19 protein-coding genes are annotated in these 22653 nt (G+C 50.3%); 13 read left to right on the top strand and 6 right to left on the bottom strand.

Annotation, left to right across the window (positions count from 1 at the left end):
• The first annotated feature begins 93 nt into the window (after positions 1 to 93).
• The 6 genes from EYB30_RS07265 to EYB30_RS07240 all read left to right on the top strand — a co-directional run bounded on the left by EYB30_RS07265 (position 94) and on the right by EYB30_RS07240 (position 7311).
• Positions 94 to 1863 carry a DEAD/DEAH box helicase gene (locus tag EYB30_RS07265; protein WP_174978735.1) on the top strand — a complete coding sequence of 590 codons (1770 nt, stop codon included), beginning with the start codon at positions 94 to 96 and terminating at the stop codon, positions 1861 to 1863.
• Positions 1864 to 2019: 156 nt separating this feature from the next.
• A complete protein-coding gene (locus tag EYB30_RS18645) occupies positions 2020 to 4521 on the top strand; it encodes a M1 family metallopeptidase (RefSeq protein ID WP_241697990.1) in 2502 nt (833 codons plus the stop codon).
• Positions 4521 to 5009, top strand: a complete 489-nt coding sequence (locus EYB30_RS07255) for a DUF6702 family protein (protein WP_166838256.1) — start codon at positions 4521 to 4523, stop codon at positions 5007 to 5009. The genes EYB30_RS18645 and EYB30_RS07255 overlap by 1 nt, the downstream gene beginning before the upstream one ends.
• Positions 5010 to 5075: 66 nt before the next feature.
• Complete coding sequence (trxC, locus tag EYB30_RS07250; RefSeq protein WP_166838255.1) at positions 5076 to 5498, top strand: thioredoxin TrxC; 423 nt, start codon at positions 5076 to 5078, stop codon at positions 5496 to 5498.
• A gap of 26 nt (positions 5499 to 5524) precedes the next feature.
• Positions 5525 to 6016 (top strand): YbhB/YbcL family Raf kinase inhibitor-like protein, encoded by a 492-nt coding sequence (locus EYB30_RS07245; protein WP_166838254.1) that lies wholly within the window; start codon positions 5525 to 5527, stop codon positions 6014 to 6016.
• 113 nt (positions 6017 to 6129) lie between these two features.
• Complete coding sequence (locus EYB30_RS07240; protein ID WP_166838253.1) at positions 6130 to 7311, top strand: YbfB/YjiJ family MFS transporter; 1182 nt, start codon at positions 6130 to 6132, stop codon at positions 7309 to 7311.
• Here the strand turns inward: EYB30_RS07240 and mnmE are convergent, their stop codons facing one another.
• The 5 genes from mnmE to rpmH all read right to left on the bottom strand — a co-directional run bounded on the left by mnmE (position 7312) and on the right by rpmH (position 11240).
• Positions 7312 to 8676 (bottom strand): tRNA uridine-5-carboxymethylaminomethyl(34) synthesis GTPase MnmE, encoded by a 1365-nt coding sequence (gene mnmE, locus EYB30_RS07235; RefSeq protein WP_166838252.1) that lies wholly within the window; start codon positions 8674 to 8676, stop codon positions 7312 to 7314.
• A gap of 180 nt (positions 8677 to 8856) precedes the next feature.
• Positions 8857 to 10494: a membrane protein insertase YidC gene (gene yidC / locus EYB30_RS07230; RefSeq protein WP_166838251.1), complete on the bottom strand. Its 1638-nt coding sequence runs from the start codon at positions 10492 to 10494 to the stop codon at positions 8857 to 8859.
• Positions 10495 to 10497: 3 nt separating this feature from the next.
• The gene (gene yidD / locus EYB30_RS07225; RefSeq protein WP_166838250.1) at positions 10498 to 10761 is read right to left on the bottom strand and encodes a membrane protein insertion efficiency factor YidD; all 264 of its coding nucleotides are present in this window, start codon (positions 10759 to 10761) and stop codon (positions 10498 to 10500) included.
• On the bottom strand, positions 10716 to 11084 hold the full coding sequence (gene rnpA, locus EYB30_RS07220; protein ID WP_166838249.1) for a ribonuclease P protein component: 369 nt from the start codon (positions 11082 to 11084) through the stop codon (positions 10716 to 10718). Before rnpA ends, yidD begins: the two co-directional genes overlap by 46 nt.
• 18 nt (positions 11085 to 11102) lie before the next feature.
• Positions 11103 to 11240 (bottom strand): 50S ribosomal protein L34, encoded by a 138-nt coding sequence (rpmH, locus tag EYB30_RS07215; RefSeq protein WP_008222343.1) that lies wholly within the window; start codon positions 11238 to 11240, stop codon positions 11103 to 11105.
• Between the two features lie 439 nt (positions 11241 to 11679).
• On the opposite strand from rpmH, the gene dnaA reads away from it, so the two are divergent.
• From dnaA to glyS, 6 genes are all read left to right on the top strand, one after another.
• Positions 11680 to 13047, top strand: a complete 1368-nt coding sequence (gene dnaA, locus EYB30_RS07210) for a chromosomal replication initiator protein DnaA (protein WP_166838595.1) — start codon at positions 11680 to 11682, stop codon at positions 13045 to 13047.
• Positions 13048 to 13059: 12 nt separating this feature from the next.
• A complete protein-coding gene (gene dnaN / locus EYB30_RS07205; RefSeq protein ID WP_166838248.1) occupies positions 13060 to 14163 on the top strand; it encodes a DNA polymerase III subunit beta in 1104 nt (367 codons plus the stop codon).
• Between the two features lie 3 nt (positions 14164 to 14166).
• Complete coding sequence (gene recF, locus EYB30_RS07200; RefSeq protein WP_166838247.1) at positions 14167 to 15285, top strand: DNA replication/repair protein RecF; 1119 nt, start codon at positions 14167 to 14169, stop codon at positions 15283 to 15285.
• Complete coding sequence (gyrB, locus tag EYB30_RS07195; protein WP_166838246.1) at positions 15269 to 17686, top strand: DNA topoisomerase (ATP-hydrolyzing) subunit B; 2418 nt, start codon at positions 15269 to 15271, stop codon at positions 17684 to 17686. Before recF ends, gyrB begins: the two co-directional genes overlap by 17 nt.
• A 61-nt stretch (positions 17687 to 17747) precedes the next feature.
• The gene (glyQ, locus tag EYB30_RS07190; RefSeq protein WP_166838245.1) at positions 17748 to 18671 is read left to right on the top strand and encodes a glycine--tRNA ligase subunit alpha; all 924 of its coding nucleotides are present in this window, start codon (positions 17748 to 17750) and stop codon (positions 18669 to 18671) included.
• A complete protein-coding gene (gene glyS, locus EYB30_RS07185) occupies positions 18671 to 20728 on the top strand; it encodes a glycine--tRNA ligase subunit beta (protein WP_166838244.1) in 2058 nt (685 codons plus the stop codon). Before glyQ ends, glyS begins: the two co-directional genes overlap by 1 nt.
• Before the next feature lie 115 nt (positions 20729 to 20843).
• Here glyS and EYB30_RS07180 read toward each other — a convergent pair whose 3' ends face one another.
• Positions 20844 to 21512, bottom strand: a complete 669-nt coding sequence (locus EYB30_RS07180; protein WP_166838243.1) for a GGDEF domain-containing protein — start codon at positions 21510 to 21512, stop codon at positions 20844 to 20846.
• Between the two features lie 205 nt (positions 21513 to 21717).
• On the opposite strand from EYB30_RS07180, the gene EYB30_RS07175 reads away from it, so the two are divergent.
• On the top strand, positions 21718 to 22590 hold the full coding sequence (locus tag EYB30_RS07175) for a S1 family peptidase (RefSeq protein WP_166838242.1): 873 nt from the start codon (positions 21718 to 21720) through the stop codon (positions 22588 to 22590).
• Positions 22591 to 22653 lie beyond the last annotated feature (63 nt).

The following is a 22653-nucleotide window of genomic DNA, read 5'->3' as shown; positions in this document are numbered from 1 at the left end:
TTTGATTTACTTGTTTTTACTGCTCTGCAGGCTAAGTAAAAGCAACAATAGCACTACCACTACGCCTGCGTGTTATTGAGGTTTAAACAACGTATGTCTGACACTGTGTCATTTTCCCAGCTAATGCTGCCTGAAGCTATTGTTCGTGCTGTCACTGAACTTGGCTATGAAACACCGTCGCCTATCCAGGCTGCGGCTATCCCTAAACTATTAGCTGGCGAAGATGTATTAGGCCAGGCGCAAACTGGTACCGGTAAAACCGGTGCTTTCGCGCTGCCTTTATTAGCACGGCTTGACCCTGCACAGAACGATCCGCAAATTCTGGTATTAGCGCCTACCCGTGAACTGGCCATTCAGGTGGCTGAAGCGTTTCAGGCTTATGCCCGCTATATGCCGGCATTCCATGTTCTGCCGTTATATGGTGGTCAGAGCTATACAAACCAGCTTAAGTCACTAAAGCGTGGCTCTCAGGTGATTGTTGGTACACCGGGCCGTATTCTGGATCACTTAGATCGTGGCACCTTAAAGCTGGATAAGCTGCGCGCTATCGTGCTGGATGAAGCCGACGAAATGCTGCGCATGGGTTTTATCGATGATGTGCAAACCATTATGGATGCGACACCGGCCGGCCGTCAGGTGGCGATGTTCTCGGCCACTATGCCGCCACAAATCCGGGCTATAGCGCAAAAGCACCTGAAAGATGCCGAAGAAATTAAAATTGCTTCTAAAACCAGTACCGTAGAGCGGATCAAGCAAAGCTATGTGATGTTGGATGGCAACCAGAAACTGGATGCGTTAACCCGTGTGCTGGAAGGTGAAGAATATGATGCTTCCATCGTGTTCGTGCGCACTAAAAGCGCGACTGAAGAAATTGCCGAAAAGCTGGGTGCCCGTGGCTATGCCGTCGCCTGCTTAAACGGTGATATGAACCAGGCGCACCGCGAGCTGACCATTCGTAAGATGAAAGCAAACCAGCTAGACATTATTGTTGCGACCGACGTCGCTGCCCGTGGTCTGGACGTTGAGCGTATCAGCCTGGTAGTGAACTATGATATTCCTTACGATAGCGAAGCCTATGTGCACCGGATAGGCCGCACTGGCCGGGCTGGCCGCGAAGGTAAAGCCATTCTGTTTGTTTCGCCACGAGAGCGGCGTTTACTGCGCACCATTGAACATGCAACTAAGCAGCCGATCGAAAAAATGTCACTGCCATCCGGCCAGGTGATTGAACAGCGCCGCATCGAGTCGTTCCGTGAGCAACTGGCACAAACCATTGAAACGCAGAACTTAAGCTTCTTCCAGGACTTAATTAACGACTGGCGCGAGAAGATTGATACTACCGAGAATGATTTGGCTGCTGCGCTGCTGTATTTAGCACAGAAAGATCAGCCGCTGAATGTTGCCAGCCAGTTCCCGGAAATCCGTGAGCCGCATGCCCGTGGTGAGCGTGATGATCGTCCACGCCGTGAGCGCGGTGACCGGCCAGAGCGTGGCGAGCGTCCGGACCGCGGTCCGCGCCAGCGTCGTGAAATGAAAGGTGATTACCAGACCTACCGCATTGAAGTAGGTAAAGAACACGGTGTGCGGGCCGGTGATATCGTCGGTGCCATTGCTAATGAAGCCAATATCGACAGCCAGTTTATCGGTAATATCAAACTGTTCGATCATTTCAGCACGGTAGAGCTGCCAGCAGCTATTCCGAATGAAATTTTCCAGCATCTGAAAAAAGTCTATGTGCGTAAGCAAAAGCTGAATATCACCGTTGACAGCGGTGCTGCACCGGCAGGTGATCGCCGTCCGTCAAATGGCCCCGGGCCGCGCCCGGGTGCAGCGCCACGTGCACCGCGCAAGCCTCGTGACTAAGATGATTGGTGTTTAACAAAACCCTGCTGCGGCAGGGTTTTTTATTGGCGACAGAATAACCGCTGTGCGTGTTGAATAGCGCTTGTCTGGTTGGCAGAAGTTTCATATTGTATTTGGCTAACTTCAAATACTTAAAACAATAACAGAGTCGTTTTTATGTCCGATATGTTTTCCCGCTCTGCCCTACGCCGGCTGTCGCTTTTCAGCCTGGTTGCGGCACTACTGTGTAGTACTGCTGCCGGCGCCGATGCCATTCGCCAGACCAAAGGTGATTTTGAAGATAAATTTCGTCAACTGGATGAAGTGCTGCCAACACCGAATGTGTACCGTAATGCCGCCGGTGAGCCGGGTCAACAGTACTGGCAGCAGCAAGTGAATTACAATATGGACGTGGTGCTGGACGAAGCCAAACGGCGCTTAAGCGCCAGCCAGCAAATTCATTACAAAAACAACTCGCCTTATACGCTGAAGTACCTGTGGCTGCATCTGGATCAGAATATTTTTAAAAACGATTCTATGGCCGAGATGAGCACTGACTTTGGTGGCATTGGCCGCCGTGGTCCGGCCACGTCCATTGGCGAGGGTGACATTACTGCCCGTTTAAGCCTGGAGGAGCTACGTCGCCAGCAGTTTATGGCCGATAACGAATTGGGTTTTGTCATCAGCAACGTGAAAAGCAGCAAGGGTAAAGCCTTGCCGGTAACGCTGGTGGGTACGCTTATGCGTATCGACTTGGATAAGCCGTTAAAACCGGGCCAGGCGACCGATATCAGCCTGGACTTTGCGTTTGATATTGTCGAAGAAGACGCGGTATCTGCCCGCTCTGGCTATGAGCATTTCCCGAAAGATGCCCGTGAAGGTGGCAATGATATTTTCTTACTGGCGCAGTGGTTCCCGCGGTTAGTCGCTTACACCGACTACGAAGCCTGGACCAACAAAGAATTTTTAGGCCGCGGCGAGTTTACGCTGGAATTTGGTGACTATGATGTGAAATTAACTGTGCCGGCCGACCATATTGTATCCTCGACCGGTGAGCTGCAAAACAGCAGCAAGGTGCTGACCAAACAGCAATTGGCCCGGTTAGAGCAGGCAAAGACTGCCAAGCGGCCGGTGTTTATTGTTACCGAGCAGGAGGCGCTGGAAAACGAGAAAGAAGGCACCTCTGCCGCCAAAACCTGGCATTTTAAAGCGAAGAATGTGCGCGATTTTGCCTGGGCCTCATCGCGTAAGTTTATCTGGGACGCCAAAGGTTATCAGCAGGGCGGCAGCGAACAGCCGTTTGTGATGGCGATGTCGTTTTACCCGAAAGAGGGCGGCGAGCTGTGGCAGAAGTATTCCACCGAAGCCATAGTGCATACCATGGAAGTGTATTCGCGCTTCTCGTTTGACTATCCCTATCCGGTGGCGCAATCAGTAAATGGCCCGGTCGGTGGTATGGAATACCCGATGATCACCTTCAACGGCCCACGCACCAAGTTGCAGGATGACGGAAGCCGTACTTACTCTCAGGCAGAAAAGCGCTTTTTAATCGGCGTGGTGATCCACGAAGTGGGGCATATTTACTTTCCAATGGTGGTCAATTCTGACGAGCGGCAGTGGACCTGGATGGATGAGGGCTTAAACAGCTTTTTAGACGGTGTGGCGGGCCGAGAGTGGGACCCGACTATTCCCTGGGGTGTTGAGCCGCGCGATATTGTCGACTATATGAAGTCGGACGTGCAGGTACCGATTATGACGCAGTCTGACAGCGTGCTAAAACTGGGCCCCAATGCGTATACCAAGCCGGCGGCAGCGCTGAATATTCTGCGCGAAGTGATTTTAGGCCGTGAGCTGTTCGATTTTGCCTTTAAAGAGTATGCCACGCGCTGGAAGTTTAAGCGGCCAACACCGGCAGACTTTTTCCGCACGATGGAAGAGGCGAGCGGCGTTGACTTAGACTGGTTCTGGCGCGGCTGGTTTTACAGCACTGACCATGTCGATATCTCACTGGATAAGGTGTTTCAACTGCGGTTAGACACCAAAAACCCGGATATTGATTTCGAGCGCCAGCGCCAGCAAGAACGGGATAAACCAACCTCATTGTTTGTTGAGCGTAATAAAGCCGAAGGCAAAGTGTTGTGGATTGATAAAAACCCGGACGTGCGTGACTTCTATGACGACAATGACCGCTTTACCGTCACCAACAAAGAGCGTAATGCTTACACCAAGTTCCTGCACGATTTAGAGCCGTGGGAGCGTAAGGCGTTTGAGCGAGCCGTGGCCGAAGACAAAAACTACTATGTACTGCAGTTTAGCAACCGGGGCGGTCTGGTCATGCCGATTTTGCTGCAGCTAAACTATACCGATGGCAGCAGTGAGCAGCAGTATATTCCGGCTGAGATCTGGCGGCGTAACCCCAAAGCAGTTAACCGCCTGGTAGTGACAGCAAAAGATAAAGTGCTAAAAGATGTAGTGGTGGATCCGAAGTGGGAAACGGCCGATGTGGATATGGAAAACAACCATTATCCACGGCGCATTATTCCGTCACGCATCGAGGCGTATAAGTCAGAGAAAAGCAAAGCTAAAGTGAGCCGCGATATAATGCAGGATGTAAAAACCGAGCTGAAAGATCCGGCGAAGAAAACTGACGCGGCAGCTGTAAAAAAGGACGGTAACTAATGCGCCAACTGTGCTGTGTTGCGCTACTGGCCGCGTTAAGCTGCCAGGTTGCCGCGCACGAGATGAAAGCGGCGCTGAGCAAAGTGCTGTTTAATGACCGTAGCGGTAATATTGAAGTGATGCACCGCTTTTATGTGCACGATGCTGAACACGGCGTAAAACAGCTATTTGATAAAGGCGCTGATCTGTTAAACAACGCCCAAACCCAGCAAACCTTCAGCCAGTATGTTAGTGAGCATTTTGCCCTGACCACGCTGGCGGGTGAGGCTATTACGCTTAGCCTGGTGGGTGGTCAGCTGGACGGGCGGTTTTTCTGGGTGTATCAGGAAGCGCCTATTCCTGCTGAGCTACAGGGCCTGCGTATTAAACACAATGCCTTGCAGGCCTTATGGCCGGCACAGGTTAATACCGTTAATATTGAAGGCCGGGGCGAGGTGAAGAGCCTGAGTTTTGACAGTAAAACCGGCTGGCAGCAGTTAAGTTTTTAGCGGCTGCTTTAAAAACGCTTTGCCAGGCGCTATATAACTGACTATTAGCTTACTGTGGAGAGTGTCATGATCGTTGCCTGCCCGGATTGTAATGGTTTAAACCGCTTGCCGGCGGATAAGCCAATGCTGGATGCCCGTTGTGGTAAATGTAAGCAACCGTTGTTTCAGCATAAGCCGCTTGAGCTGACGGCAGCAAATTTTGCTGCCCATGCACAAAAAGCCGAGCTGCCGCTGGTGGTGGATTTTTGGGCCAGCTGGTGTGGCCCTTGTCAGAATTTCGCGCCGGTATTTAACCAGGCCGCCAGCGATCTGGAGCCGCATTTTCGTTTTGGTAAAATTAATACCGAACAGCAACAACAGTTGGCGGCACAGTTTAATATTCGTTCTATTCCTACTTTAATGGTGTTTAAACAGGGCAAAGTTGTCGCGCAGCAAGCCGGGGCTTTTCCTAAACAAACCTTTTATCAATGGTTGTCACAGTATAAGTAAGTATTTACTCACTTTTTGGAGGCAAGATGACACAACAGGTTTTCACTCTAACCAGCCCGGATATTAAAGAAGGCCATTTTATGGCTAAAGATCACGAGTTTGACGGCTTTGGCTGTAGCGGCAACAATGTATCACCTGAGCTGAACTGGGCCAATGCCCCGGCCGGCACCAAAAGCTTTGCGGTTACCGTGTTTGACCCGGATGCACCCACTTGCTCGGGTTTCTGGCACTGGCTGGTTACGGATATTCCTGCTGCTGCAACCGGTTTAGCCCGTGGTGCCGGTAAAGGCAGCCTGCCGCCCGGTTGCCGCAGTTTTACTAATGACTACGGCATAAAAGACTTTGGTGGCGCCTGCCCGCCAGAGGGTCATGGAATGCACCGTTATCAATTTACCGTGTGGGCCTTACCGGAAGAAACCCTGCCGGCCGCCGATGGGGCCAGTGCTGCAGTAGTGGGTTTTATGCTAAATGCTATGGCGCTCGGTAAAGCTACGCTGACTGCAACCTACGCCCGTTAAGCAGTAAAAACAGGACCATCAGACTAAGGCCGTATATCACGGCCTTTTTTGTTGCGTTAAGCTAAGTGTTTTAGCCTGTCGGAGGCATTATTCTGACGATCTCAGCTAACCGCATGCCACAACGTTTTTATGTGTTGCTGGCCGGCTTTTTTAGTCAGTTACTTTGCCTTGGCGTAGCGCGCTTTGCGTACACGCCGCTATTACCGCTGATGCAGCAGCAAAATGTACTGGATGATGCCAGTGGCGGCTATCTGGCGGCGGTGAATTACCTCGGTTACATGGTTGGTGCGCTGCTGGCCGCCAGCCTGAGCAACCTGCGTTTAAAAGACAGCCTGTACCGGCTTGGTTTACTGTTAGCTGTGCTTAGCACCCTTGGTATGGCGTTAACCGAAAACATCTGGCTGTGGTCGCTGTGGCGCTTTGTCGCGGGCTTTAGCAGTGCCTGCTCTATGCTGATAGCCTCCGGCCTGATTATGCACTGGCTGTTAAGCCATAAACAGCGGGCTGAATTGGGTATCCATTTCGCCGGATTAGGCTTTGGCATAGCATTATCGGCGCTGTTGGTCGAGCTGATGCTAGGCTTGCAGCTGGATTGGCGTGCGCAGTGGCACTACTTAGCCTTGTTCGGCGTGTTGTTGGCTGTTCCGGCCTGGCGCTGGTTGCCAAAGCCGGCGCAAACGGCACAAAGCGGGCAAACCGGCGTGGCCGATACGCCACCAGCCAAACGTTTTATTCGGCTAATGCTGGCCAGTTATTTTTGTGCCGGCTATGGCTATGTGATTAGCGCGACCTTTATTGTCACTATAGTCGAGCGCATGCCGGGTTTAAGTGGCAGCGGTAACATCAGTTTTATCATCTTGGGATTAGCGGCCACACCGGCGGTAATGCTATGGGATTTAATCGCCCGTAAAACCGGTTATCTGAAGGCCATTATGCTGGCGTTACTGGCGCAAAGTGCCGCTATTTTACTGCCATTGTGGTTTAGCTCACTCAAGGTGGTGCTGTTAAGTGCAGCCCTGTTTGGTGCGACTTTTGTCGGCGTAGTCAGTTTGGTATTAACCATGGCAGGGCGCTTATATCCGAGTAAACCGGCGAAACTCATGGGTAAAATGACGTTAGCTTACGGCAGTGCTCAGGTGCTGGCGCCGGCGTTAACCGGCTATCTGGCCGAAGCCAGCGGCCAGTATGATATTGGGCTGTATCTGGCAGCAGGTTTTGTTGCTTTGGGCGCTGCACTGATTGCGCTATTAATCACAACAGATAACACCGCACAGCGGCTCGATGCGATGAAGTAGCTATTTCCCGATACAAAACGAGCTGAAAATCCTGCCCAGCAAATCGTCTGAGCTAAATTCACCGGTTATTTCATTTAAATGCTGCTGGGTTAACCGCAGCTCTTCCGCCAGGATTTCGCCGGCGATAAAGCTGTGCAGTTGTTCCTGGCCGATGGCTAAATGCTCGGCGGCGCGGTCTAATGCGTCTAAATGGCGGCGTCGGGCGAGGAAGCTACCCTCGGTACTGGCATCAAAACCGATACATTGTTTTAAATGCTCGCGCAGCGCATCGATACCGGCACCGGTTTTGGCGGACAACCGATACACGGGGGTATGGCTATCGGTATCCGGAGTCATCGGCTCGCCGGTTAAATCGGCTTTGTTGCGAATTACAGTCACGCCTAAACCTTCGGGTAGGCGGTCGATAAAGTCGGGCCAGATATCATGCGGATCGGTGGCGTTGGTGGTGGTGCCATCAACCATAAACAGTACGCGGTCGGCTTGTGCTATCTCTTGCCAGGCGCGTTCTATGCCAATTTGTTCGACCTGATCGGTGGCGTCCCTAAGGCCTGCGGTGTCAATAATATGCAGCGGCATACCGTCGATATGAATATGCTCGCGCAGCACATCACGGGTGGTGCCGGCTATTTCGGTAACAATAGCCGCTTCGCGGCCAGCAAGGGCATTTAACAAGCTGGATTTACCGGCGTTAGGCCGGCCGGCAATCACCACCTTCATCCCTTCGCGCAAAATGCTGCCCTGGGTGGCCTGTTTTTTTACTGTGGCCAGATAGTCGATAATTTCTGCCAGATCAGCGGCCACCTTGCCGTCGGATAGAAAGTCGATTTCTTCATCCGGAAAGTCGATTGCCGCTTCAACATACATGCGCAGGTGAATCACTTTTTCGACCAGCTCATGAATATGGCGGGAAAATTCGCCCTGCAATGACTGCATAGCGCTGCGCGCTGCCTGCTCGCTTGAAGCGTCGATTAAGTCGGCAATGGCTTCGGCCTGGGCTAAATCCAGTTTGTCGTTTAAAAAGGCGCGCTCGGAGAATTCACCAGGTCGGGCAATACGCACATTTGGCAGAGCTAACACCTGTTTTAACAGCATATCCAACAATACCGGGCCGCCGTGGCCTTGCAGCTCCAGCACGTCTTCACCGGTAAACGAATTTGGCCCGGGGAAGAGCAGGGCGATGCCCTGATCCAATATCTTTGCTTCACTGTCAAAAAACGGTAAGTACTCGGCGTAGCGCGGTTTAGGCAGCTTGTGCAGTATGGCGTGAGCTACCGCTTTGGTATCGGGGCCGGAGATACGGATAATACCAACACCGGCGCGGCCGGGGGCTGTAGCTAAAGCGGCGATGGTGTCAGTAGTAAACATGGTGTTGCCTCTTAATAGAAAAAGCCTGTCAGCATAATGCGACAGGCTTAAGGTAATACTGCAAGTATTAGGAAATCATCATTTCGCCGCTTTCGACAGCACATCCCTGTACTGTCTCAATCTCCGCGACATCCTTGTCGCTGCTACATGATGGCACCTAATCCTTGCTTCAAAGTTCAGTTAAGCCTTTTTAGTATGTAAGCCTTTCTTTTCCATACCTTTGTAGATGTATAACATCTGCGCCAGAGAAATCAGGTTACTAACAAACCAGTACAGTACCAGACCGCTTGGGAACCAGAGGAAGAATACTGAGAATGCTACCGGCATCCACATCATGATCTTCTGCTGCATCGGGTCGGTAACCTGCATCGGTGTCAGCTTTTGCATTAAAAACATGCTTAAACCGAACAGCACTGGCAATACATAGTAGGGGTCTTGTGCCGACAAATCGTTAATCCACAGCATAAAGGGGGCGTGGCGCAGCTCAACGCTTTCAACAAATACCCAATACAGTGCCAGGAAGATTGGCATTTGGAGCAGCATCGGTAAGCAGCCACCCATAGGGTTCACTTTTTCTTTGCGATACAGTTCCATCATGGCCGGGCCCATTTTCTGGCGGTCGTCTTTGTAACGTGCCTGCAGCTCTTCAATTTTCGGCTTTAAGTTACGCATCTTCGCCATCGACTCGTACTGCACCTTAGTTAGCGGGTACATTACGCCTTTAACGATGATGGTAATACAGATAATCGCCACACCCCAGTTCACGACAAAGCCCTGGATCAGCGTTAATAACCAGAATAAGGGTTGTGAGATAAACCACAGGAAGCCGTAATCAACCGTCAGGTCTAAACCATTGGCCAGTTTTGCCAGGTTGTCCTGTGTTTTTGGACCAGCATAAAAGCTGCTACCAAGGCTAACGCTGGCACCGGGTTCAATATTCACTGCCGGGCCTTTAGCACCTATTACGCCCTGGCCATTACGTACCAGACTGTATAATTGGTTGTCTGCTTGCTGATCCGGTACCCAGGCCGAAACAAAATAATGTTCCAGCATGGCTACCCAGCCGCCGGTGGTGGCTTCTAACAGGTTCTTTTCCTGCATATCGTCAAAGGTGTACTTGTTGTAACGCTCAGCACTGGTACCAAAAGCTGCACCGCGGTATATCGGCATCATCATGCTGCTGCTTTCACCGTTGTCGATACTTTGTACCAGATGCTGGTATGGCTGCACGGTTTTCACTTCAGCGCTTTGGTTATGCAGTAAATATTCTACCCGGACATCATATTGGCCGGCGGTAAAGGTAAAGCGTTTTTCAATTTGCAGGCCGTTGTGATTAAAGGTTAATGGCACGACTAACTCAGTGGCACCATCGGCCAGGCTATAGCTGTTTTGCGTTGTGCTATACACCGGACGCGGGTTACGGCTGTCATCCGGGCCGTCGCGGCCAATCAGACCGCTTTGCGCGACATATTCAAAACCGTTCAGGCGGCGCATGAGTGGGTAGGCGTCGCCTTCACCTTTATTTAATTCAAAGGCGGGCAGCTGTAAGTCGACGATATCGCCGCCGCGGCTGTCTATGCTTAGCTGCAGCACATCGGTACTGACGTTGATGCTGCGTGCTTTTGCTGCGACAGAGGTGGCTGGTTGTTCCGCATCGGCTGTGGTCAGTTGTAAATCAGCAGAGCTGCTGCCAGAGGCCGGCCCTGGCTGTGTGACTGCGGCTACTGGTTTTGGCGCCGTGTCGATATTCCACTGTTGCCAGAGTAAAAAACTGACCAGCGCCAGACCAATAACTAATAAACTACGTTGTGATTCCATGGCTTAGCTTTTCTCATTGTGCTTTTCAGGAACAGGATCATCACCGCCTGCATGTAAGGGGTGACATTTTAATAAACGTTTCGCTGCTAACCAACTGCCTTTTAGTACGCCAAAGCGTTCTATCGCGGTGATAGCGTAATGCGAGCAGGTTGGATGAAAGCGGCAGCTTGGCCCAAACAGCGGACTAATCAGTCGCTGGTAACCGCGTAGCAGCGTTAATGCTATGCTGATAGCGAAGCGGTGTACTGGCGAGCGATCTTGCGCCATAACTTTTCCAGTTGCCTATGTAACTCATCATTAGCGGTGTTGCTAATATCACCTTTTACCATCAGTACCAAATCGACGCCAGGCAACTCATGTTGATGCAAACGAAAATTGTCACGCACGCAGCGCTTAATGCGATTGCGGTGCACGGCTAATTTAACACGTTTTTTCGCGATAGTAAGGCCTAATCGGGGATGAGGCAATTGATTGGCTTTAACAAGGATAGTAAACAGCGGAGAAGCTACCCGGAACGGGTTTTGGAAGACGTTATCAAACTGACTGGGAGTTAACAGTCGTAACTCCCTGCCGAATTTCAGGCTGACCACTCAGCGGCTAACCGCTGATTAAGCAGTTAAACGCTTACGGCCTTTAGCACGACGACGCGCTAATACCTGACGACCATTTTTAGTGGCCATACGAGCACGGAAACCGTGGTTACGCTTGCGCTTTAATACGCTTGGTTGAAACGTTCTTTTACTCATAATTTCATCCGTCCGGTCGAAATATTTACTAAAGGTTTCTGTGTTTTAGCAAATATACCAAAACGCAGCTGACAAAAATGAGCGCGAATTTTAAGTAGTCTGTAGGCTAAAGTCAATCTGATCCTGCGTTTTATTGCACCGCGATCAACACCGATCCTGTTTTTACTGAAGTTTTCCACAGGTTGCTAGGGTGGTGTTGAATAAAATGTGAGTTACTTTCTGTTAAGTCCAAATTGTCCTGGCAAAAAGCAGTGGTATTATGAAATGGTATAAGAGAAATATTGTGATAAAAAACAATGTATTATTGGTAATTTTCTTAAAGGTAGGTAATTTTAAAAAAGTCAATATTGAACTTGTGGATAAGATAGTACCATAATGTGCGCTTCGTTAACTTACGCCAGCCTTTTTAATCATAATAACTAAGGCTTCAGGAGATATGGTGTATCAGTCCGTTTGGCAAAATTGCCTGCAAGCGCTGCAAGCGGAATTACCGGCGCAGCATTTCAGTATGTGGATCCGGCCACTGCAAGCTGACAGTTCTGACACAGGGCTAACTTTATACGCACCGAACCGCTTCGTGCTGGATTGGGTGCGCGAGAAATACTTAAGCCGGATCCTGGAGTTGATCCAGGACTACTGCGGCGACGACGCGCCGCGGTTAAAGTTCGATGTTGGTTCCAGCCAGAGCAACAAAGCCCGTTCAGCTGCACCAGCACCCGCAGTACAAGTGACGCCACACGAGCCCGTTGCCCGGGAAGCCGCTGAGCCGGCGCCCAAGACGATTGTTACCAGCAATGTGCGCGCCAATTACACCTTTACCAACTTTGTTGAGGGTAAGTCGAACCAGCTCGCCCGCGCCGCTGCCAGCCAGGTTGCTGATAATCCTGGTACTGCTTATAACCCGCTGTTTATTTATGGTGGCACCGGTTTGGGTAAAACCCACTTATTGCACGCTGTGGGTAATGGCATTTTAGCCAAAAAGCCCGATGCCAAAGTTATTTACATGCACTCTGAGCGTTTTGTGCAGGATATGGTAAAAGCGTTACAGAACAATGCTATAGAAGAGTTTAAGCGCTATTATCGTTCGGTAGATGCCTTACTTATCGACGATATTCAGTTTTTTGCCAACAAAGAGCGCTCGCAAGAAGAGTTTTTCCATACCTTTAATGCCTTGCTTGAGGGAAATCAGCAAATTATCCTCACCAGTGATCGTTATCCAAAAGAAATCGATGGTGTGGAAGACCGGTTAAAGTCGCGTTTTGGTTGGGGCTTAACCATTGCCATAGAGCCGCCGGAGCTGGAAACCCGGGTGGCTATTTTGATGCGCAAAGCGCATGAAAATCAAATCCGCTTGCCGGAAGAAGTGGCGTTTTTTATCGCTAAACGCTTGCGGTCTAATGTGCGCGAACTAGAAGGCGCATTAAACCGGGTTATTGCTAACGCTAATTTTACTGGCCGGCCCATTACCATCGATTTTGTCCGCGAGGCGCTGCGCGATTTGTTAGCGCTACAGGATAAGTTGGTGACCATTGAGAATATTCAGAAAACTGTCGCTGAGTATTACAAAATCCGCGTGGCAGATTTGCTGTCTAAGCGGCGCTCGCGTTCTGTGGCGCGGCCACGGCAAATGGCGATGGCGTTGTCAAAAGAGCTAACCAACCATAGCTTGCCAGAAATTGGTGATGCTTTTGGTGGCCGCGATCATACGACAGTGCTGCATGCCTGCCGTAAAATCGAGTCGCTAAAAGAAGAAACGCACGAAATAAAAGAAGACTTCCAGAATTTAATCCGTACTTTGTCATCGTAAAGGGACTTGGTCATGCAATTTACTATCAACAGAGACGCCTTACTCAAACCACTACAAATGGTGTCTGGTGCTATAGAGCGGCGGCATACGCTGCCCATTCTATCTAATGTTTTGCTGGAAGTCGGCGACGATGCTTTGTCTCTTACCGGTACTGATTTGGAAGTTGAGCTGGTCGCGACAACGGATGGCTTAACGGTACAAAGCCCCGGCCGCATAACCGTGCCAGCCAAGAAACTACTGGATATTTGCCGCAGCCTGCCGGAAAACGCTGATATCCGCGTGCAGTTGCAGGGCGATAATTGCGTGCTTAGTAGCGGCAAAACTAAGTTTACCTTATCTACCCTAAGTGCTTCTGAGTATCCTAATTTGGAAAGCTGGCAGGGTGAGGTTGATATTCAGCTAACCCGGGCCCAGCTGCGTAAGCTGCTGGACGATACCGCTTTTTCGATGGCGAATCAGGATGTGCGTTATTACTTAAACGGCTTACTGTTTGAAGTGGATAATGGCGCCGTAAAAGCCGTTGCTACCGACGGCCATCGTCTGGCGCTCAGCAGCCTGGATTTGCCAGGCCTGGTGGCCCAGCAAAAGCAAATTATTATCCCGCGTAAAGGGGTGTTAGAAGTGATGCGTTTGCTGGCCAGCGACGAGCAACTGATTACCTTAAGCCTGGGCCAGAACCATATCCGTTTAACCGATAGCAACTATGTCTTTAGTAGTAAGTTGATTGACGGCCGTTTTCCGGATTACCGCCGGGTATTACCGCGCAACAGCACCAAGTTGGTTACCGCACATCGTAGCGTGTTGAAAGATGCCTGTACCCGGGCGTCTATCTTATCTAACGAGAAGTACCGTGGTGTACGTTTTACGTTAAGCAGTGGCGAGCTGCAAATTGTGGCGAACAACCCCGAGCACGAGCAGGCAGAAGAAATTATCGAAGTTGAATATCTGGGCGATAACCTGGAGATTGGCTTTAACGTCGGCTATTTGCTGGACGTGCTTAACACCCTGGCGACCGATTTGGTGCAGCTGCATTTGAATGATGCCAATTCCAGTGCTTTGGTGGAAGGCGTGGGCAATGTTGGCGCCAGCTATGTTGTTATGCCAATGCGCCTGTAAACCATGTCACTGCTGTCACTCAGTGCTGCTCAGTTTCGCAATCTGACGGCAGTCTCTTTTGCGGCGCACCAACGTTTTAACTTAATTGTTGGTATGAACGGCAGTGGCAAAACCAGTTTGCTGGAAGCGATTTATTATCTTGCCCATGGCCGTTCGTTTCGTACCAGCCGGCCCCAACGGTTGGTGCAACATGATACCGCTGCCTTTACGCTGCATGCTAAAGTGAGTAGCAACCAACAGCAGCACAGCCTTGGTCTGCAGCGTGACAAGCAGGGCGATATGCTGTTACGGCTGAATGGTGCCACGGTACACCGGCTGGCAGAGTTTGCCAGTTTGTTGCCGGTGCAACTGATTACCCCTGACAGTTTTCGGTTGTTTTTTGGTGGTCCGAAAGAGCGGCGGCAATTTTTTGATATGGGTTTGTTCCACGTGGAACCTCAATTTTTTGAACGCTGGCTGCGGTTTAATAAAGTGCTTAAACAGCGCAATGCCTTGCTAAAGACTAGCCGGCAGTACGACAGCCAGTTTCAATTTTGGGATGAGCAGTTCGCCGTTTTGGCTTTTGAGCTTCAGCAGTTACGTCAACACTATATCGCTCAGTTAGAGGCGGCGTTTCGGCAGTTAACTGCTGCTGATGAATTAATGCAGCAACTGAGCCTGCAATTGTTGCAAGGTTGGCCGGAAAAGATCACTACACCTGCTGAGTTACAACAGCTGTTGCAGCAAAGTTTTGCCCAGGATAGCCGGATGGGCTTTAGCCAGTATGGGCCACAAAAAGCCGATTTAAAGTTAAAAAAAGACCAATGGGCAGCAGAAGAAGTGTTATCCCGTGGTCAGTTAAAAGTGTTATTATTTGCGCTTAAAATTGCGCAAAACAATGTAATTCGCGACAACGGCCAAAAACAACCGTTGTTGTTGATCGATGATTTGGCGTCGGAGTTAGACCAACAATCTACCCGACAGATATTTAGCTATTTACGCGATATAAACTCACAGGTTTTTATTACTGCAATTAACGCTGATCAGGTTTCACCTTTTATCGCCACAGAACAGCAGGCGATGTTTCACGTGGAACACGGGCAGCTAACAGCACGGACAGATAACGATGGCCGAACAACATAACTACGATTCCTCGAGCATAAAAGTATTAAAAGGACTGGATGCAGTTCGTAAAAGACCGGGTATGTACATTGGTGATACCGATGACGGTACTGGCTTGCACCATATGGTGTTTGAAGTGGTTGATAACTCAATCGACGAAACCTTAGCTGGCCATTGTTCTGATATTTGGGTCACCATTCATAGCGACGGCTCGGTATCGGTGCGTGATAATGGTCGCGGTATTCCAACCGATATGCACGAAGAGGGCGTGTCTGCAGCCGAAGTTATCATGACGGTATTACACGCCGGTGGTAAGTTTGACGATAACTCTTACAAAGTATCCGGCGGCTTGCACGGTGTGGGTGTGTCGGTGGTTAATGCGTTATCAGATAAACTTGAATTGACGATACGCCGTAAAGGGCAGGTACATCAGCAAATTTATCATCTGGGTGTACCACAAGCGCCACTGGCGGTAATTGGCGAAACCGAAGATAAAGGCACCTCTATCCGTTTTTGGCCCAGCCCAACTATCTTTAGTGATATTAATTTCCACTTCGATATTCTGGCGAAACGCCTGCGTGAGCTATCCTTTTTAAACTCCGGCGTTAGCATTATTTTGACCGATGAGCGCAACGATAAAAAAGATCACTTCAAGTATGACGGTGGTATTGAAGCCTTTGTGCAGTACTTAAACCGCACCAAAACCAGCGTACACCCGAAAGCATTTTATTTTTCTGATCAGCGTGATGATGGCATCTCTGTCGAAGTGGCAATGCAGTGGAACGACAGCTACCAGGAAAATGTATTCTGTTTTACCAACAATATCCCGCAGCGCGACGGCGGTACCCACTTAGCGGGCTTCCGTGGCGCTTTAACCCGTGTGCTTAATACCTATATTGATCAGGAAGGCTACGCGAAAAAGATGAAGGTGCAGGCCTCGGGTGATGATGCCCGCGAGGGTTTAACCGCAGTAATCAGCGTCAAGGTGCCGGATCCGAAATTTAGCTCGCAAACTAAAGATAAGCTGGTGTCCAGTGAAGTGCGCTCGGCAGTAGAAAGCGTGATGGCAGAAAAGCTAAACGAATACCTGCTGGAAAACCCAAACGACGCCAAAATTATCGTCGGCAAAATTGTTGATGCCGCCCGTGCCCGTGATGCTGCGCGTAAAGCACGTGAAATGACACGGCGTAAAGGTGCGCTGGATATTGCTGGCTTGCCAGGTAAGTTGGCCGATTGCCAGGAAAAAGACCCGGCATTATCTGAACTCTACATAGTGGAGGGTGACTCTGCGGGCGGGTCTGCTAAACAGGGCCGCAACCGCAAGAATCAGGCTATCCTGCCTTTGAAGGGTAAAATTCTAAACGTGGAAAAAGCCCGCTTCGACAAAATGTTGTCATCGCAAGAAGTAGGTACGCTGATCACTGCGTTAGGCTGTGGTATTGGCCGCGAAGAATATAACCCGGACAAAACCCGCTACCACAGCATCATTCTGATGACGGATGCGGACGTCGACGGCTCGCACATTCGTACGCTGTTGCTAACCTTCTTCTATCGTCAGATGCCGGAGCTGATCGAGCGTGGCTATATCTATATTGCCCAGCCACCACTGTATAAAGTGAAAAAAGGCAAACAAGAGCAATATATTAAAGATGAAGCCGCCTTAACCGAGTACCTGACCACACTGGCACTGGATGAAGCGTCACTGCACGTGAATGCCGACGCGCCGGGCATCGGTGGCGAGGCACTGGAAAAGCTGGTGCGTCAATATCACAAGGTATCGGCAACGATTGAGCGTTTAACCCGTAAGATCCCGTACAACCTGTTAAACGAGCTGATTTATGTGCCGGCGCTGGATGTCACGCAGGCAAAATCCGCCGAGTACAGCGAGCAATGGGCTAAGACGCTGGTGCAGCGGCTGGATGACAAAGAAGGCGACGGTTCTAGCTACACTTATGCCGTACATGAAGATCGTGAGCGCCAGCTATTCCTGCCTAAAGTGATTATCCGCCAACACGGCATCGATAACGAATACCTGTTGCACCATGACTTTGTTACCTCGCGCGACTATTTAAGCATAGCGGCGCTGGGTGATGAAATTCGTGATCTGATGGAAGAAGGCGGCTACATTCGCCGCGGTGAGAAAATCAAGCCGGTAGAAAGCTTCCTGGAAGCGCTGGAGTGGTTAATGAGCGAGTCTAAACGCGGCCTGTATATTCAGCGCTATAAAGGGCTGGGCGAGATGAACCCGGAGCAGCTATGGGAAACCACCATGGACCCACAAAGCCGCCGTATGCTGCAGGTTACTATTGAAGATGCCATTGGTGCCGACCAGCTATTTGCCACGCTAATGGGTGATCATGTAGAGCCGCGCCGCGCTTTTATCGAAGAAAACGCGCTTTATGTTGCCAACCTGGACGTATAGTTTTACCTATTAATTGCGAAGGGGCTTCGGCCCCTCAGTCATTTTAGCGAGTTAGAAGCGCATGCATAAATATGATATTAAAACCTTCCAGGGCCTGATTTTGGCCCTGCAGGATTATTGGGCACGCCAGGGTTGCGTTATCGTGCAACCGCTGGACTTAGAAGTAGGTGCCGGTACTTTCCACCCGATGACCTTTTTACGTTCATTGGGACCAGAGCCAACCAATGTGGCCTATGTACAGCCGTGCCGCCGGCCAACCGATGGCCGCTATGGCGAAAACCCGAACCGTTTACAACATTACTATCAGTTTCAGGTGATCTTAAAGCCATCGCCAGACAATATTCAGGAGCTGTACTTAGGTTCGCTGCGCGAACTGGGTATCGATACCCTGGTGCATGATATCCGCTTTGTTGAGGATAACTGGGAATCACCAACGTTAGGCGCCTGGGGCCTGGGCTGGGAAGTCTGGCTAAACGGCATGGAAGTCACGCAGTTTACGTATTTCCAGCAGGTGGGGGGCTTAGAGTGTCGCCCGGTTACTGGTGAGATAACCTACGGTTTAGAGCGGCTGGCGATGTATATTCAGGGTGTCGACTCGATTTATGATCTGGTGTGGACCGACGGACCATTGGGCCGGGTAACCTACGGCGATGTCTTCCACCAGAATGAAGTAGAGCAGAGCACTTATAACTTTGAGCACGCCGATGTGGCCGCACTGTTTGCCTCTTTTGACCAATGCGAAAAAGAAAGCCAGTACTTAATTGAGCAGGGGCTGGCCTTGCCGGCCTATGAAAAGGTGATGAAGGCATCGCACGCCTTTAACCTGTTGGACGCGCGTCATGCCATTTCGGTTACCGAGCGTCAGCGCTATATCTTACGGGTTCGCGCCTTAGCTAAGGCCTGTGCCGAGGCGTATTACGCCACGCGTGAAAAGCTGGGTTTCCCGCTGTGTAAAAACAATAATAGTGCTAAGCAGGAGGCATAATGGCAGCGCAAGATTTTTTTGTTGAAATTGGCACGGAAGAGTTGCCACCAAAGGCGTTAAAAACGCTGGCTACCGCCTTTGCCGATAACCTGCAGGCTGAGCTGGCTAAGCTGGAGCTAAATCACGCAGACGTTAGTTGGTATGCCGCGCCTCGCCGCTTAGCCGTGCGTATTAACGCTCTGGCAGCGCAGCAGGCCGATAAAGTGGTAGAAAAGCGTGGCCCGGCTATCGCATCAGCATTTGATGCTGATGGCAAGCCTACCAAGGCAGCCCAAGGCTGGGCTGCAGGTTGTGGTATTACGGTAGAGCAGGCCGAAAAGCTGGAAACCGATAAGGGTGCCTGGTTACTGCACAAAGCCAAAGTGATTGGTGCTGCCACGGTCAGCTTACTGCCAGACGTCGTGCAGCAAGCACTGGCCAAACTGCCGATAGCCAAGCCAATGCGTTGGGGTAATTCTACAGCTGAATTTATCCGCCCGGTACACACCATTATTATGCTGTACGGCAAGGACGTAGTACCTGCGACTATTCTGGGCCGCAGCAGTAGTAACCAAACGCACGGCCACCGTTTTCACGCGCCGGCAAAGGTTGCTATCAACCATGCCGACGACTATCTGGCCACCCTGCGCAAGGCTTTCGTGGTCGCAGACTTTGCCGAGCGAAAAGCCTTTATTGCCGCTGAAGTGACAAAAGCCGCTACGGCATTAAACGGCAAAGCACTGATGGACGATGCCTTACTGGAAGAGGTGACCGCACTGGTCGAATGGCCGGTGGTGTTAGTTGGTAGCTTTGAAGAAAGCTTCCTGCAGGTACCAGCCGAGCCGTTAATTTCTACCATGAAAGATAACCAGAAGTATTTCCCGCTGCTGGATCAAAACGGCAAACTGCAGAATAAGTTTATCTTTGTCGCTAACATTACCAGCAAAGATCCGCAGCAGATTATCGAAGGTAATGAAAAAGTGGTGCGCCCGCGCTTATCAGACGCGCAGTTCTTCTTTAACACCGACCGTAAGCAAAAACTGGCCGATCGGTTAGATAGCCTGAAAACGGTGCTATTCCAGCAACAGTTAGGGACGCTGGCCGAAAAATCTGAACGTATCAGCAAAGTGGCAGGCTTTATCGCGGCGAAGATTGGTGCTGATATCGGCGCAGCCGAGCGCGCTGGTTTATTGTCGAAAACAGACTTAATGACCAATATGGTTGGCGAGTTCCCGGAAGTGCAGGGCATTATGGGGATGCACTATGCCCGTTTAGACGGTGAGGCAGAAGCTGTTGCGCTGGCCCTGAACGAGCAGTATATGCCACGCTTTGCCGGTGATCAGTTACCAAGCCGGTTAGAGGGCGCGGCGGTCGCCATTGCCGATAAACTGGATACCCTGGTCGGTATCTTTGGTATTGGTCAGGCACCGAAAGGTGATAAAGACCCCTTTGCACTGCGCCGTGCAGCTATCGGTGCGCTGCGCATTATGGTTGACAAGCAGCTACCGGTTGACCTGATAGAGGCGATAACCTTTAGCCAGCAGACTTTTGGCACTAAGCTAAGTAATGCTAAGGTGGCGGAAGATGTGCTGGAGTTTATGTTGGGCCGCTTCCGCGCCTGGTATGAAAGTGAAGGTTACAGCGTCGATGTGATTCAGGCCGTATTAGCACGCCGACCTACTAATCCGGCAGATTTTGACCGCCGTGTTAAGGCGGTAGCAGAGTTTGGTAAGCTGGACGCAGCCGCCGCCTTAGCGGCAGCCAATAAGCGGGTCGCCAATATACTGGCTAAAGTAGAAGGTGAGATTGCCTCCAGCGTAAACGCCGCGCTGTTACAGGAAGACGCAGAAAAAGCGCTGTTTACTGCAATTGAAGCAGAACAAGCGTATCAGGCGGGCGAGCACAGCTATGCTGAAGGTCTGGCGCACTTAGCGGCGATGCGTGAGGTCATCGACTACTTCTTCGACAAGGTAATGGTAAACGCTGATGACACTGCCGTGCGGGCTAACCGCCAGGCACTGTTAAAACAATTACGTGAGTTATTTCTACAGGTAGCTGATATCTCGGTTTTGCAGTAATTTATTGAAATAAAAAGAAAAAGCCAGCTTTATTGCTGGCTTTTCTATTGCAATGAAATAACAACTGATACTCATCAATCTTAACGACAGCCTCAGCAGCGGCAGGTAAAACGGGTTAATTCACCTGGTTACGGCCATTGCGTTTAGACAAATACAGTTGTTGATCCGCTTGTGTTACCGTCTGGTTAAAGTCTTCAGCATTATCGCACAGAGCAACACCAAAACTGGCAGTGAGGCGATAGTTTGGCTGCGTTTTAAGTAATACCTGTTGCTCAAACTGGCTGCGTATTTTTTCGGCAACGATAAGAGCATCTACACGATGGGTATTCGGTAATACCAGCAAAAACTCTTCACCGCCGGTACGACAGGCGATGTCCTGTTGACGCAGATATTGTCGAAACAGTTGTGCCACGGCTTTTAGTACTTCATCGTCAGCATCATGGCCGAAGCGATCATTTAACCGCTTAAAGTGGTCGATATCACACATAATAAGCGACAGCGGCAAAAATTGCGCTGGCTGCAACGCCAGGCTCGGTAACAGGCTGGCATCAATAAAACGCCGATTGGCAAGTTCGGTCAGGGCATCAGTGTTGGCCTGTATTTCTTTACTTTGTTGCAGTAAATCCATTGCTTGATGGCTGCGCTCACGATAGTGGTCGTTAATCCAACATACCGTGATCACGATCAGCAAAGAGGCAATAAAGCGGCTGGCTTCAGCCTCCTTGTATTGCGCCAGAATAATCTGCGCTTGTCTGTTGTTGGGCTTATGTATTGCTGCGTGCAAAGCTATTGTTCTTGTTGTCGGCAAATACTCTTGAGGCTAGCACAAAAAACTACGATCAGACGGCAATGTGGGCCAAGTGCGAAATTATAACAACAGGTGTGAGTAAACTATTGCAGCCAATAAATCTACTTACATTTAATGACTTAACTGTTACGCGGTTTTCTGTCAGTTTAATATTTATCAAAAGCCCTGTAAGAATACACTAATGCGCAGTAATACCCATTTAAAGTTGTTAAGCGTAGCTTTGCTAATATCCACTGCTATGCTGACTGCCCCAGCCTCGGCCATTGTTATTCGTCATGATAAACCGGCAGAGCAGTATCTCGCCTCGAAAACAGATTTTCCGCCGTTGGCGACCTTTTACAATATAGGCGTACACGGCACGCTGATTGCGCCACAATGGGTGCTGACGGCAGCGCATACCGTGTTTTGTCTTAATCCGGGCCAGACCATTTCGGTAGGCGACGAACTGGTTCAGGTGCAGGCACGTTATAGCTATCCGTCTTATCAATTAGGTGAGCAGAATGATTTAGCCCTGATCCAGCTGACCAAGCCGGTGCTGAGTGTTGAACCGGCAAAACTATACCGCCAGCAGGATGAGCGTGATCAGGTGCTGTGGTTTATCGGCAGTGGCGGAACCGGGACGGGGTTAACCGGCGAAACTATTGGCTACAAAGAAAACAACGGCGTGCTGCGTAAGGCACAGAATAAAGTGACCGCCGTGACGCAATCCGATTTGAGGTTTGTGTTTGAGCAAGGCCAGAACGGACTTGAGCTGGAAGGCGTATCGGGCAATGGCGACAGCGGTGGCCCGGCGTATCTGAAAAAAGACGATGGCTATTACCTGCTTGGCGTCAGCTCCAGAGTAGATTCATGGTTTAAAGACGTTGGCGAGTACGGCGTTAAAGAGCTGTATACCCGCGTATCCAGCCATGCCAATTGGATCGATCAGGTAATGACTGCTGACGACAGTGATAGAGCCAAACTCAGCTCATCCGACGGCTTCCTGCAAGATGGCATGACAGCAGAAAATTTACCCGGTATTTGTGCATCGATAAGTTTGAAAACGCCGGTGTAATGTTAAAAGTGACAGAAGGCAGGGATTAAAGTGAAAGTAAAAACTCATGCCACAGGTTGACGT

Origin of the sequence: Rheinheimera pleomorphica, from assembly GCF_011634895.1 — a bacterium.
Lineage (GTDB): Bacteria > Pseudomonadota > Gammaproteobacteria > Enterobacterales > Alteromonadaceae > Alishewanella > Alishewanella pleomorphica.
Note: the sequence above shows the minus strand (reverse complement) of the source record. Positions and strands in the feature narration are given on the sequence as shown.